Raw genomic sequence first — 14,070 nt, 5'->3', positions numbered from 1 at the left:
TTGCCAAAAACCCCTACGAGTGCGCATGGAAAAGACCTACAGTCCCCAAGATATTGAATCCAAGTGGTACCAGACCTGGGAGCAGCAGGGTTATTTCAAACCCGGCTCCGATCCCCAGGCGGACCCCTACTGCATCATGATTCCGCCTCCGAATGTCACTGGCAGCCTGCACATGGGCCACGGCTTTCAGGAAGCCATCATGGATGCCCTGATTCGCTACCATCGCATGCTCGGCAACAACACGCTCTGGCAAGTGGGGACGGACCACGCAGGCATTGCCACGCAAATGGTCGTGGAGCGTCTGCTGGAGGCTGAAGGTGTTTCCCGGCACGATTTGGGCCGCGAAAAATTCATCGAAAAAGTCTGGGAATGGAAGGCCCAGTCCGGCGGCAACATCACCCGACAACTCCGCCGTCTGGGCGCATCCCCGGATTGGTCCCGGGAACGTTTCACCATGGACGACGGCTTTTACAAAGCCGTTCAGGAAGTTTTCATTCGACTCTATGAGGACGGCCTGATCTACCGCGGCAAGCGGCTGGTGAACTGGGACCCGGCACTACACACGGCCATCTCCGACCTGGAAGTGATTGCCGAAGAGGAAAACGGTCACCTCTGGCACTTCAAATACCCGCTGACCGACGGCAGTGGATTTCTGATTGTCGCCACGACCCGCCCGGAAACCATGCTGGGTGACACTGCCGTGGCAGTGAATCCCGACGATGAACGCTACGCCCATCTGCTGGGTAAAACCGTCACCCTGTCCCTGACCAATCGAGAAATCCCGATTATTGCCGACGACTATGTCGACCGCGAATTCGGCACCGGCTGCGTCAAAATCACCCCGGCCCACGACTTCAACGACTACGAAGTCGGCCAGCGCCACAACCTGCCGATGATCAACATCTTCAACCACGATGCCCAGCTCAACGACCAGGTACCGGAAGCCTATCGCGGCCTCGACCGCTTTGAGGCCCGCAAGCGCATTGTCGATGATCTGGATGCCCTCGGGTTGCTGGAAAAGGTCGACGACCACAAACTGAAAGTGCCCCGGGGCGATCGCTCCGGCGTCGTTATCGAGCCCTACCTCACCGACCAGTGGTACGTGAAAGCCGCACCGCTGGCGGAGAAAGCCATCGATGCTGTAGAGGACGGTCGTATCCAGTTTGTGCCCAAACAGTACGAGAACATGTATTTCTCCTGGATGCGCGATATCCAGGACTGGTGCATTTCCCGACAACTGTGGTGGGGCCACCGTATCCCCGCCTGGTACGACGATCAAGGCAATGTCTATGTGGGCCGCAACGAGGAAGACGTGCGCGAACGCCACAACCTCGGCGATACCGCCCTGAAACAGGACGAGGATGTGCTGGACACTTGGTTCTCCTCCGGCCTGTGGACCTTCGGCACGCTGGGCTGGCCCAATGCCGATAACGATCCGAATGTCGCCGAACTCCTGAAGACCTTCCACCCCAGCAGTGTGCTGGTCACCGGCTTCGACATCATCTTCTTCTGGGTGGCCAGAATGATCATGATGACCCTGTATTTCATGAAGGAAGTGCCGTTTCACACGGTCTATGTGCACGGCCTGGTGCGCGATAGTCAGGGCCAGAAAATGTCCAAGTCCAAGGGCAACGTGCTCGACCCCATCGACCTGATCGACGGCATCGACCTGGAACCGCTGGTGCAGAAACGCACCGCCGGCATGATGGTGCCCAAACTCCGGGAAAAAATCGATAAACAGACCCGCAAGGAATTCCCGGACGGCATTGCACCCTATGGCACCGACGCCCTGCGCTTCACCTACTACTCGCTGGCATCTACCGGCCGGGATATCAATTTCGATGTGGGCCGGATCGAGGGTTTCCGCAATTTCTGCAATAAAATGTGGAATGCTACCCGCTATGTACTGATGAATACCGAGGATCAGGACTGCGGTCAGGACAACAGCACTGACTATCAACTGAGCCTGGCGGATCGCTGGATCATCGGTCGCCTGCAACAGGCCGAGAAGGCCGTAACAGAGGCCATCGACCATTACCGGCTCGATCTGGCATCACAGGCTATCTACGAGTTTTTCTGGAACGAATACTGCGACTGGTATCTGGAACTGTCCAAGCCGGTATTGTGGGACGACGACGCCGCTCCGGCCCTGAAAAAGGGCACCCGTCGCACCCTGGTGAGAGTACTGGAGGCCACCTTGCGACTGGCTCACCCGCTGATGCCCTTCATCACCGAAGAAATCTGGCAGCAAATCAAGGTGCTGGCCGGTGCCAAAGGTGACACCATCATGCTGCAGCCCTATCCCGAGTCCGACGACAGTCGCATCGACGAAACCGCCATCGCAGATATCGAATGGCTGAAGAAGGTAATCATCGGTATCCGCAACATCCGCGGTGAAATGAACATCACGCCGGCAAAACATCTGCCTATTTATTTCAACAACGGTTCCGCCGATGACTTGCGCAAGCTGAACGATAACCGTCAGTTTCTCGCCAAACTGGCGAATCTCGAAGCCATCACCTGGCTGGAGCCGGGTGAAGAAGCACCCATGTCGGCCACGGCACTGGTGGGCAATATGGAAATCCTGGTACCCATGGCAGGGCTGATCGACAAGGACGCAGAGCTGGCGAGACTGAACAAGGAAATCGATAAACTGCAGCGGGAACTGGAAAAAGTACAAAGCAAACTCGGCAATGAAAACTTCGTCGGCAAAGCACCGGCAGAGGTGGTTGCCAAAGAGCGGGAAAGGATGGCTGACATGGAAGCCACGCTGGGCAAACTCTCTCAGCAGTGCATCACCATCAAAGCGCTCTGAAGCCTTCTACCCTCAACTGCCGCCTCAGGTATTCACCGGATCAGTGACCGCCGCCGGTGAATCCTGACGGGTTTCGCTTTCCACGTTCGATGGCAGGTGGTCCGCCATGACCACACTGTTTTTGCCCCGGCATTTGGCCTTGTACATGGCGGTATCGGCAGATTTCAGCAAAGCCGATAAAGGCGCATCCTGTTGCTGGGCAGCAACCCCCAGACTCATGGTCAGATCAATCGACTCACCACCCACCAGAATTTTACTGGTGGCCACGCAGTCGCGAACTTTCTCAGCCAGTACTTTCGCACCCTCGGCATCGGTATCGGCCAGCAATAACAAAAACTCCTCACCACCCCAGCGGGCAGCGAGATCATCTGCCCGGGCCAAGCTGCTGATAAGCTTGCCCACTGTCGCCAACACCCGATCCCCAACATCGTGACCATACCGGTCATTAATCTGCTTGAAATCGTCCATATCGCCAAGAATCACGGCATAACTGCCCTCTCCCTGGCTGCTGCGTTGCTCCTGCTTGCCCAGATACTCTTTCAGGCCACGTCGATTGGCCAGGCCAGTCAATTCATCCGTACAGGCCTGGACATCAAGCTCCCGCCAGGTAGCCTGCAGTCGTTGACGGGTCTGGTGGCGGATATACTCCACCGAAAAGGAAATCCAGGCCAGTATCAGGTAGGCGGCCCAGAACCGAAACAGAATTGCTGCCGAGTGGGGAGACGAATAGAAAGTGGCGGGCCAGAACAGCAGCCATGTGGTGCCACTGATCAGCAACAACACCAGAATCGAACCCCGCTGGTAGCCGAGCAGGTGAAAAAACAGCGGTAACATCACCAGACACCAAAGCAGTCCGGACCACTCCACATCTTCAACCAGCAACCAGAAGAAATGTAAAAAGACCATGATAACCATGGTCAATCGGAGTATGACGACCGTCAGGCGAACACTGGTGCTGCCTCTGTTAAGTAGCAGGATATAGAAGAAGGTGATGATCAATCCGGCTGCAAGAGTGACCAGATTTGACCAGACCGGGCCCAGGTCTATATAGATGTCCCAGAGCGACAGGGCCGTCATCACCAGCCCCCCGGTGAGCATTAGAATACCAATGATCACTGACTGCCACTGGGCTTCCGCATCGGCCGCAGCACGCTGCGGGGCACGACTGATGCTGTCGGTCCAGCCCGGCTTTTTTTGGTTGTCTGAGTTCCCTGACATAATCCGCTGTTCTCCTTGAACAAATACCCGTCACTTAAAAAACGGGTCCCACGGTATTATTAATTACACTCGAAACACACTAATTGCTAGCCGTTTTTGAAAACGTGGTGCTCAACCCACCCTGATCAGAAGAAAACCCTCGAGCCTGCCTGCAACAACGAGCACGAGGTAAAGAGTCCAGACACTACTCCGGGCGCATATGCGGGAACAGTAACACATCCCTGATAGAAGGTGAGTCCGTAAGCAACATCACCAGACGATCGATACCGATCCCCTCACCAGCCGTGGGTGGCAAGCCATACTCGAGTGCACGAATATAATCTCCATCATAATGCATTGCCTCGTCATCCCCAGCCTCTTTTTCTGCCACTTGGGCACGAAAACGCGCCGCCTGGTCTTCTGCATCGTTCAACTCGGAAAAACCGTTGGCAATCTCACGACCGCCGACGAAGAATTCAAAACGCTCGGTGACAAAAGGATTCCGATCACTGCGACGGGCCAGTGGCGACACTTCGGTGGGGTACTCGGTGATAAAAGTCGGCTGATCGAGGCGGTGCTCGACGGTTTTCTCGAAAATCTCAATTTGCACCTTGCCCAGCCCCCAGTTGTCCTTGAGGGGAATATCGAGATGTTCAGCGAGCTCCCGGGCGCCTTCCACGTCGGAGAGTACCGCTGCACTGACATCCGGATTGAAGTGGAGAATGGCATCGAATACCGACAGGCGACGGAAAGGCCTGGCAAAGTCGTAACGGGTTTCCTGCAACACCTCGCCCTCGGCGTTTTTAACCGTACTGACAACTTCGGTGCTACCGAGCACCTCGGCGGCCAGACTGCGCAACATGTCTTCGGTCAGATCCATGAGATCCTGATAATCCGCATAGGCCTGATAGAATTCCAGCATCGTGAATTCGGGGTTGTGACGGGTCGAGAGCCCCTCGTTGCGGAAGTTGCGATTGATCTCGTAAACCCGCTCAAAGCCGCCGACCACCAGCCGCTTGAGATACAACTCGGGGGCGATTCGCAGATACATATCGATGTCGAGCGCATTGTGGTGCGTGATAAACGGTTTGGCCGTAGCACCACCGGGAATCACCTGCAGCATGGGGGTTTCCACCTCCATGAACGCCCGGTTGTTGAGGTAGCGACGAATAAAATCAATCACACTCGAACGGATGCGGAACAGTTCGCGGATCTCCGGATTGACGATCAGATCCACATAGCGCTGGCGATAGCGCAGCTCCTGGTCGGCAAGCCCGTGATACTTGTCAGGCAGCGGCCGCAACGCCTTCGTCAGCAACTGAAATTGCTCCATATTGACGTAAAGATCGCCCTTGCCCGACTTGTGCAGTGCACCGGCGACCCCGACGATATCCCCCAGATCGAGACGCTTGGCAAAACTGCGCGCCTCCTTGGTGACATAAAGCTGAATGGTTCCCGAGGCATCCTGCAACACCATAAAGGCACCGCGATTGCGGATGACACGCCCGGCCACACTGACCTGGTAATGGCGGGACTCAAGGGCTTCCTTGGACTCTTCACCATAGTCGGCCTGTAGCGATGCCGCCTGATTCGCGGGACGAAAATCATTGGGAAACGGGTTGCCACCGACGGCCTCGGCTTCGGACCGGATAACAGCCAGCTTGGCGCGACGCTCGGTGATCAACCTGTTTTCTTCTGCTTGGTCGGTGGTGTTTTTGGGTGTATCAGTCATGGTATCTACCAGATGGGTTGGGCCGAACCGGGACAGGTGCGGTTATCACAGACCGGCTTTGAGTGAGGCTTCAATGAAGCGATCCAGATCACCATCCAGCACGGCCTGGCAATTACTGGTCTGGACGTTAGTACGCAAATCCTTGATACGCTGGTCATCGAGAACATAGGAGCGAATCTGGCTGCCCCAGCCGATATCCGACTTGCTGTCCTCCAGGGCCTGAGCCGCTTCGCTGCGTTTCAGCATTTCCCGCTCATACAACCTGGCGCGCAACATTTTCCAACACTTGTCCCGGTTCTGGTGCTGGGATCGCTCGCTCTGACAGGACACCACCACACCGGTCGGTTCGTGGGTCAGGCGCACCGCCGAATCGGTCTTATTGATGTGCTGACCACCGGCGCCGCTGGCCCGGTAGGTATCCGTCCGGACGTCGGCAGGATTGATGTCAATTTCCACATCGTCGTCGATTTCGGGGGAAACAAATACCGAGCTGAACGAGGTATGGCGGCGATTGCCGGAATCAAACGGTGACTTACGCACCAGCCGATGCACGCCCGTCTCGGTGCGAAGCCAACCGAAAGCGTATTCACCTTCAAAAAGAATCGTAGCACTCTTGATGCCGGCCACTTCGCCAGCAGAACACTCTTCGAGGGTGGTTTTAAAGCCCTTTTCATCGCCCCAACGCAAATACATACGCAACAGCATTTCCGCCCAATCCTGGGCTTCGGTTCCGCCGGAACCGGCCTGAATATCCAGAAAGGCATTATTGGGATCCATTTCACCCGAAAACATCCGGCGAAATTCCAGCTTTTCCAGTTGTGCGGTGAGCTGCTCCACTTCGGATTCAATATCCGCTACCGCGCCGGCATCGTCCTCTTCCACCGCCATATCGAGCAGGTCTTTGGCATCGGCAATGCCGCTGTCCAGCGCTTCGATGGTTGTCACAATAATTTCCAGTGACGAGCGCTCGCGCCCCAGTTGCTGAGCCCGATCGGGGTCATTCCATACATCGGCAGCGCCAAGCTCCAGCTCGACCTCGGTCAGGCGATCTTTCTTGTTGGCAAAGTCAAAGATACCCCCTAAGCACGTCTGTGCGTACCTGAAGATCCTCGAGGGCGTGACGAAGTGGGCTGATTTCCATGAATAATGGCCAAGACTGTGAGAAAAAACGAGGCCGGATTCTAACGGATTCCCGGCCTGTTCTCCAGAGATGCGTCCGTTTGCCTTATCTTACTGCATCGCAGATGCGATCCACAATCTACTTGCCTGCGTACAAATATCTGACAATGACGATTTTGTCACTGACTGGATGGCGGCAGGCAACCCTCCGGGGTTGTTTGCAAAAATAAAATGGAGGCGCTCCTTGAAACTCCCGACTCTGACACTTGTTGTACTAACCGGATTTATCGCATTGCCCGCATTGTCGGACACTCACGGCTGGCAGCACATTGGTGCGCTGTCACCCCTACAGCGCGAAGATCATGACACCTGGAAAATCCAGCCAAGCCGTGATGAAGGCAACCATCATGCGCCCGATAATAGCGCTATTGCAGAGGGTTTCATCTTCGCCGTGCAATGGTCAATGCTGTGGCAAGCCGCATCCCTTCGGACTACCCCCAGCGACGAGCGTACACCCCGGTCTGTGCTGTTCATCCAGTACGGTGGAGAACCGTCACTGCACAGACAGCAGGCGACGCAGGAAGCAGCGCACGAGAGCTACCTCGGTGCCAAAATGCTGTTTTAACGATTTCAGATATCGAGATTACCCAACACCTGCAGCGGCGGCCGGTTCACCGCCCTGCGGGTGTAGAGCACACCGAGCACACCAATCAGTAGGGCTCCTATCAGGGGACCCCAGAGCCACAGTTCGACATGGAGCCCGAAGGGCGCCTCGAACATACGCCGCTGCAACAGGAACAATGCCAGCTCTGCACCGACGGCGGCCAGCAATCCGGCCAGCGCACCCTGCGCACCGAACTCTACCGACTGCACCATCAATATGCGCTGGGCCGTGCTGCCCAGTGTTCGCAGAATGGCGCTTTCCTGCAGCCGTTCGGCCATCGACAGCTTCACTGCGGCCAGCATGACCAGCACTCCACAGCCAAGAATCAGCAGCGTCATCAACTCCAGCCCATGGGTCACCTGAGTCACCATAGAGCGAATCCGTTCAATCACCATATCCAGTTCAATCACCAATACCGTGGGATATTGACTGAGCAGTGTATTGACGAACGGTTTCTGTTCCGGCGGCAGATACAGGCTGGTCATGAAAATTCGCGGATACTTTTCCAGATACCCATCGGGAAACAGCACGTAAAAATTGGGGGTCATGGTGTCCCAGTTGAGGCTGCGGATACTGGTAATCACCCCGTCAAAGGTGAGTCCGCCCACACTGAAGGTGAGACGACTACCCAGCGTCACCCCGATTTCACTGGCCAGATCCTCTTCAATCGATACCGGCGCCACATTCTCGCCATGCCGTTCAGCGAAGTTGTCCAGCCCTTCCCACCACAGCCCTTCTTCCACCCTGTTGCCCTCGGGCAACTGATCGGTCCAGCTCAGATTCAGTTCGCGGCGCAGGGCATTATTCTGCTCCACCAGCTCGTCGGAGGGCGGCTGACCATCAATCAGCGTTATCCGCCCGCGAACCATGGCATACCAACCCACCGAACTGAGCTGGTTATCTGCCAACAGGTGCTCCACGCCATCCAGTTCGTGGGGAGCCACATTGACCAGAAAGTGATTGGGTGCATCTTCGGCCAATTGCCAGCGCCACTGCTCCATCAGGGTGGTGCGCACCATCACCAGCGTCATCAGAATCGCCATGGCAGCGGCAAAGCCGGTCAACAACACCAATGTTTGTCCACGCCGACGCCACAGATTGGCCAGGGCCAGCCGCCACACGCTGCCGGCCCGGTTACCCAGTCGCCGGGCCAGATTCAACAACAGCCAGCCAGGGCCCATCACCGCCAGTGCTGTCACTGCCAGTCCCGCCAGAATCGCCAGCGTTAGGGCTACACTCTGGCTGTACCAGAGCAGCATCAGCACGATGACCAGCAGACCAATCACCAGTCGCTTCATCGCACTTACCGGGTGGACGGGCACATCCCGCCGCAACACCGCCAGCGGCGACAGGGACGGCAGATGCCAAAGAGCCGGCAGGGCAAAACCCACCAGACACAGCATGCCTGTGGCCAAACCCACCAGCCAGGGTCGCCAACCGGCCTGGGGCAGATTGACCGGCAGTAATTCACGCACCAAAAAGACCAGTGATTCATGCACCAGCCAGCCTATCGCTAGCCCCAGCAGCGAGCCCACCAGCGCCAACCAGAAAGTTTGCTGCCAGTAAAGTAACCGCACACGCCGGGCGGACACACCCCAGCTTTTCAACAATGCGACAGCCGCCGTTTGCCCGGCAGCGTAATGGCGGCTGGCCAGGGCCAGGGCAATACCGGCCAGGACAACACCCAGACTGCCTGCCAGGATCAGGAACCGCCGCCCCTGGACCAGTGTATCGGCAATACCCGCCTGCGCTTCATCGGGCGACAGAAGCCGGTCATGGCTGTTCAGTTGCGGCTCGAGCCAGGCTAGGTAGTTGGCCAGATCGCTGTCTTCACCCGCCAGCAACAGCCGGTAGTCGATCCGGCTGCCGGGCTGGACCACGCCGGATGCCGCCAGATCCTGCCAGTTCATCAACACCCGGGCACCAAACAGGGAGAAAGAGCCGCCGCGATCCGGTTCTTCGACAATGACTTTGGAGACACGCAGGGTGACTTCCCCCACGTCCAGCGATTCACCAAGCTCCATCTTCAGAATGGGCAGAAGCCGGCTGTCCACCCAGACCTCACCTGCGGGCGGGCCGTGGTTTACCGACTCAAAAAACTCGGGGGTCGTTACAAAAGGGCGCTCGGCCAGCGTCAACAGGCCGCGCAGGGGGTAGCCGGACTGCACGGCTTTCACCGCCGCCAGATGATTGTTATCCCCGCTGTAGACCATGGAGGCAAACAGTGCCATCTGTACGGTTTTCAAGCCCCCATCATCGGCGCGCTGCAACCAGTCGTCCGGGATAGCACGGCTAGTGCGAACCTGGGCATCCGCAGCCAGCAGGTGGCTGGACTCTTTAACCAACGCCTTTTCTACCCTGTCTGCCAGCAGGGCAACCGCAGTCACGACAACCACCGCCATGACCAGCGACCAGAAAATCAGCGCCAATTGACCGCCGCGCCAACTGCGCCACAACAGCTTCCAGGCCATCATCCCGGCGTACCCGGCAGCGCCGCTTCGTCCCCCACCAACAGACCTCCCCTCAGCGTCACACGCCGGTGACAACGGCTGGCCAGCGTCGCCTCATGGGTCACCAGCACCAGTGTTGTACCCTCTTCACGGTTCAGCTGGAACAACAAATCATTGATGGTCTTGCCAGTCACCGTATCGAGGTTGCCGGTGGGCTCATCGGCAAACAGAATCTTGGGTCGACTGGCAAAGGCGCGCGCCAGCGCGACACGCTGCTGTTCACCACCGGACAACTGGCGGGGGTAATGGCTGAACCTGGCGGTTAATCCGACGCGGTCGAGGTAACCGCGGGCGGTCTCAGTGGCGTTGGCGTCACCTCGCAACTCCAGCGGCAGCGAAACGTTTTCCAGCGCCGTCAGACTGGGCAGCAAATGAAATGATTGAAAGACAAACCCCACATAGCGGGCGCGCATTGCAGCCCGCCCCTCCTCGGTCATGGCCGTGATATCTTCCCCGTTCACCCTGACTACCCCGGCGCTGGGTGTATCCAGACCCGCCAAGATTCCCAGCAGGGTCGACTTGCCCGATCCGGAAGGCCCGACGATCGCCAGTGCCTCTCCGTCAGCAACGGTCAGGTTGATATCGTCCAGAATCCGCAGGACACCCTCGGAAGTGGTCACTTCCTTGGTAAGCTGGTTCGCTTCAATCATTGATTACTTCCATTTGCCGACAAACGCCATACACTGTAACAGTTATCTGTCACCCTCAAATTTGTTGCCATGATCCGCTGTTGTATTGCCCTGCTATTATCACTTGTTCTGCTCCCCGCCCACAGCGCCACCCTGTTGGTTCTGGGTGACAGCATCAGTGCCGGTTATGGTATTGATGCCGGCAAGGGCTGGGTGGACTTGATGCAACATCAACTGGGCGATGAGCACCGGGTCATCAATGCCAGTATCAGCGGCGACACCACCGGTGGCGGTCTGTCCCGACTGGACGCCCTGATTGACGAACACCAGCCGGATTTTGTGCTGATCGAACTGGGCGGTAACGATGGACTGCGGGGTTACCCGATTCCCCGCATGGAACAGAACCTGCGGGCCATGATCGACCTCAGTCGCGCCAATGATAGCCAGCCCATTCTGTTCGGCATGCAAATCCCTCCCAATTATGGCAAGCGTTACAGCGATCAGTTCGCCAATGTTTTTCCTAAACTCGCCGCCCAGGAGAACGTGCCACTGATTGCTTTCATGTTCGAAGATATCGCCACAGATCAGGCCCTGATTCAGGCGGACGGCATCCATCCGACTGAAACGGCACAACCGCTGATCACCCAACGCGCCATGCAGTTATTGCTGCCACTGCTCAACGGCGAGACGCCCTGCGACCATTGAGCTCGCGCCCATAGCCCATCACCTGAACTCTGTTAGAATCCCCCACCCCAAACCACAGGCAAGCTGTTTCATGACTCTGATCCGGATCGACGATATTTCCATTGAATTTGGCGATGTGCCACTGCTGATCAATGCCCAGCTTACGGTGGAATCCGGTGAACGGATTTGTCTGATCGGTCGCAATGGTGCGGGGAAATCCACTCTGCTGAAAATCCTCACCGGACAGATCAAACCCGACCACGGCGAAATCCACTTCCGCCGCCACCTGCGCATCAGCCAGCTGGAGCAGGCCCTGCCGGGGGACCTGGAACGCAATGTCGCGGATGTCGTGCGGGAGGGCCTGGCCGACCAACAATCGCTGATCGACCAGTTTTGTCACCAATCCCAACAGAGTCCGGACAAACAGGGAATGCAGGCGATGGAAGACTTGCAGGCCGAGATTGATGCCGGCGGTGGCTGGCAGGTGGACAAACAGGTGGAGACCATCATCAGTCAACTGGAATTGCCCGCCCACAAAACCCTGGCGGAATTATCCGGCGGCTGGCGCAGGCGGGTCGCACTGGGCAAAGCGCTGGTGTCCAATCCTGATCTGCTGTTGCTCGATGAGCCTACCAACCACCTGGACATCAGCACGATTGAATGGCTGGAACACCGTGTTCGCAGCTTTCAGGGCTCTGTCATCTTCATTACCCACGACCGCAATTTTTTACAGCGGCTGGCCACACGAATCATCGAGATCGACCGGGGACACCTGGTCAGCTGGCCCGGCAACTACCAGAATTACCTGACCCTCAAGGAGCAGGCCCTCGAGGAAGAAGAAAGTCGCAATGCCCTGTTTGACAAGAAACTGGCGGAAGAGGAAACCTGGATCCGCCAGGGCGTCAAAGCCCGGCGCACGCGCAACGAAGGCCGTGTGCGCTCCCTGCAGGCCATGCGCCAGAACCGGGCCCAACGCGTCAATGTGCAGGGCAAGGCCAAAATCACTGTTGAAACCGCCGAGAACTCCGGGCGCAAAGTGATCGAAGCGCGCAGCGTGTGCCACGGCTATGGCAATGAACAACTGATCAACAACTTCAAGATCAAGATCATGCGCGGTGACCGCATCGGTTTGATCGGCAACAACGGTGTCGGCAAGTCCACCCTGCTGAAACTCCTGCTCGGCCAAATAGAACCCGATGAAGGCTCGGTCAAACTGGGCACCAATATTGAAATCGGCTATTTCGACCAGATCCGGCGGGAACTGGATACCAGCAAAACCATTGCCGAGAACGTTGGCGATGGCAAAGAGTACATTCGCATCAATGGCAAGGAACGCCATATTATCGGCTACCTGCGCAACTTTTTGTTCTCGCCCAAACGCGCCATGACCCCGGTCAGCGCCCTGTCCGGCGGCGAGTGCAACCGGGTGCTGCTGGCCAAGCTATTTACCCGCCCCACCAACCTGCTGGTGCTCGACGAACCCACCAACGATCTCGATGTGGAAATGCTCGAAGTTCTCGAGGAGCAACTGGTGGAATACCAGGGCACCCTGATCATCGTCAGCCACGACCGAGAGTTCCTCGATAACGTGGTCACCAGCGTGCTGGTGTTCGAGGAAGACGGCAAAATTGAAGAGTATATCGGCGGTTACAGCGATTGGGTCAAACGGGGCAAACACCTAAAGATTGCCGATACGCTGGATCATCCCTCCGGCCACCTTGTGGATCACGAGACCACCTCAACCGCTGCGGCGAAAAAACCCGCTGTCAAACTGAGCTACAAGTTCCAGCGGGAGCTGGACAGCCTGCCGGGCCTGATCGACCAGCTGGAGCAGGATATTGCGCTGCTGGAAGAGCAGACAGCTGACCCGGACTTTTTCAACCGCCCTTTCACCGAAACCCAGCTGGTGCTGGACCAACTGGCAGAAAAACAACAGGCGCTGGATACGGCCGCAGAGCGCTGGGTGGAGCTGGAAGAAATGAAGGGTTAATTTCCCGAAACGATTCACAAAACTAAAATTGATTTTTTATTACCGGCAAAAGCATTTTTGCCGATGCAATCATCTGAAATTATTATAACAACCATGACCAAAAGTCATGCTTTCAAGCATGGCTTTTAGATAGCCCTTTCTAAAAATTCTCACCATGATCGACTCAATGCCAAGGCAAAAGCCTTCGGCAGAAACCTGCTTTAACGACTTTTTTAATAACCGGGCGCCCGGCGCTCTGCGGAGGACCAGTCAGTCGATATAGCGAGTTCAGGCATTCACAACTTCACTGCGAGGAATGACCATGACAAAGCATTTTAATCACCTGTTAACCAGGGGCATGACCGTTGAGGTCACCGACCCCAAACATCCCAAGTCCGCGCACCCAGCCACATTTCTGGGCCAGGTGTGCTACTGCGACCAGGATCATGCCTATATCAAGGACCACGATGATCACACCTACAACGTTTATCTGGATGAAATTCTGTGCCTGATGAACTACAAGAGCAGCAATAATAGCGCCTACTACTGCCTGCGAATGGGCGAACACAGCTACGACGTGGTGTGCATATTGCCCACCGGCATGGTAGAAACCGTTGCCACATCACTGGATAAAACCACGGCGCTGTACGTGATCGAGCTGTTTTCCACACCCGGTAGCCATCAACCCCTGGCGGCCTGAGCACGCTCAGGGGCAGCACTTACAGACGCGACCGAAAACGCCCCGCCTCCA

The 14,070-nt window shown here is 56.8% G+C and carries 10 protein-coding genes; 5 read left to right on the top strand and 5 right to left on the bottom strand.

Annotation, left to right across the window (positions count from 1 at the left end):
* Positions 1 to 25: 25 nt before the first annotated feature.
* A complete protein-coding gene (locus QZ516_RS06280) occupies positions 26 to 2,815 on the top strand; it encodes a valine--tRNA ligase (RefSeq protein WP_297187644.1) in 2,790 nt (929 codons plus the stop codon).
* Between the two features lie 24 nt (positions 2,816 to 2,839).
* Here QZ516_RS06280 and QZ516_RS06275 read toward each other — a convergent pair whose 3' ends face one another.
* The 3 genes from QZ516_RS06275 to prfB form a co-directional block, all read right to left on the bottom strand.
* Positions 2,840 to 4,033 (bottom strand): GGDEF domain-containing protein, encoded by a 1,194-nt coding sequence (locus tag QZ516_RS06275; RefSeq protein ID WP_297187642.1) that lies wholly within the window; start codon positions 4,031 to 4,033, stop codon positions 2,840 to 2,842.
* A gap of 184 nt (positions 4,034 to 4,217) precedes the next feature.
* The gene (lysS, locus tag QZ516_RS06270; RefSeq protein WP_297187640.1) at positions 4,218 to 5,744 is read right to left on the bottom strand and encodes a lysine--tRNA ligase; all 1,527 of its coding nucleotides are present in this window, start codon (positions 5,742 to 5,744) and stop codon (positions 4,218 to 4,220) included.
* Between the two features lie 45 nt (positions 5,745 to 5,789).
* Positions 5,790 to 6,885, bottom strand: a protein-coding gene (prfB, locus tag QZ516_RS06265) for a peptide chain release factor 2 (RefSeq protein ID WP_297187638.1) whose coding sequence is annotated in 2 segments (ribosomal slippage) — positions 5,790 to 6,812 and positions 6,814 to 6,885 — 1,095 coding nt in all. Because the reading frame shifts where the segments join, the coding sequence is not laid out codon by codon here.
* Positions 6,886 to 7,107: 222 nt separating this feature from the next.
* Between prfB and QZ516_RS06260 the strand changes: the two genes are divergently transcribed.
* Positions 7,108 to 7,488 (top strand): hypothetical protein, encoded by a 381-nt coding sequence (locus QZ516_RS06260; protein ID WP_297187637.1) that lies wholly within the window; start codon positions 7,108 to 7,110, stop codon positions 7,486 to 7,488.
* Between the two features lie 5 nt (positions 7,489 to 7,493).
* Here QZ516_RS06260 and QZ516_RS06255 read toward each other — a convergent pair whose 3' ends face one another.
* Both QZ516_RS06255 and QZ516_RS06250 read right to left on the bottom strand, forming a co-directional pair.
* A complete protein-coding gene (locus QZ516_RS06255) occupies positions 7,494 to 10,001 on the bottom strand; it encodes an FtsX-like permease family protein (protein WP_297187635.1) in 2,508 nt (835 codons plus the stop codon).
* Positions 9,998 to 10,687, bottom strand: coding sequence for an ABC transporter ATP-binding protein (locus QZ516_RS06250; protein ID WP_297187633.1), 690 nt, complete (start codon positions 10,685 to 10,687; stop codon positions 9,998 to 10,000). Before QZ516_RS06250 ends, QZ516_RS06255 begins: the two co-directional genes overlap by 4 nt.
* Before the next feature lie 69 nt (positions 10,688 to 10,756).
* Between QZ516_RS06250 and QZ516_RS06245 the strand changes: the two genes are divergently transcribed.
* The 3 genes from QZ516_RS06245 (at position 10,757) to QZ516_RS06235 (ending at position 14,019) form a co-directional block, all read left to right on the top strand.
* On the top strand, positions 10,757 to 11,371 hold the full coding sequence (locus QZ516_RS06245) for an arylesterase (RefSeq protein WP_297187631.1): 615 nt from the start codon (positions 10,757 to 10,759) through the stop codon (positions 11,369 to 11,371).
* Between the two features lie 70 nt (positions 11,372 to 11,441).
* Positions 11,442 to 13,340 carry an ATP-binding cassette domain-containing protein gene (locus QZ516_RS06240; RefSeq protein ID WP_297187629.1) on the top strand — a complete coding sequence of 633 codons (1,899 nt, stop codon included), beginning with the start codon at positions 11,442 to 11,444 and terminating at the stop codon, positions 13,338 to 13,340.
* 301 nt (positions 13,341 to 13,641) lie between these two features.
* On the top strand, positions 13,642 to 14,019 hold the full coding sequence (locus tag QZ516_RS06235; protein ID WP_297187627.1) for a hypothetical protein: 378 nt from the start codon (positions 13,642 to 13,644) through the stop codon (positions 14,017 to 14,019).
* Positions 14,020 to 14,070 lie beyond the last annotated feature (51 nt).

The sequence above is a fragment of the uncultured Porticoccus sp. genome, assembly GCF_913061305.1.
In the GTDB taxonomy this organism is placed as follows: Bacteria; Pseudomonadota; Gammaproteobacteria; order Pseudomonadales; family Porticoccaceae; genus Porticoccus.
This window is presented reverse-complemented; position numbering and strand designations above follow the sequence as displayed.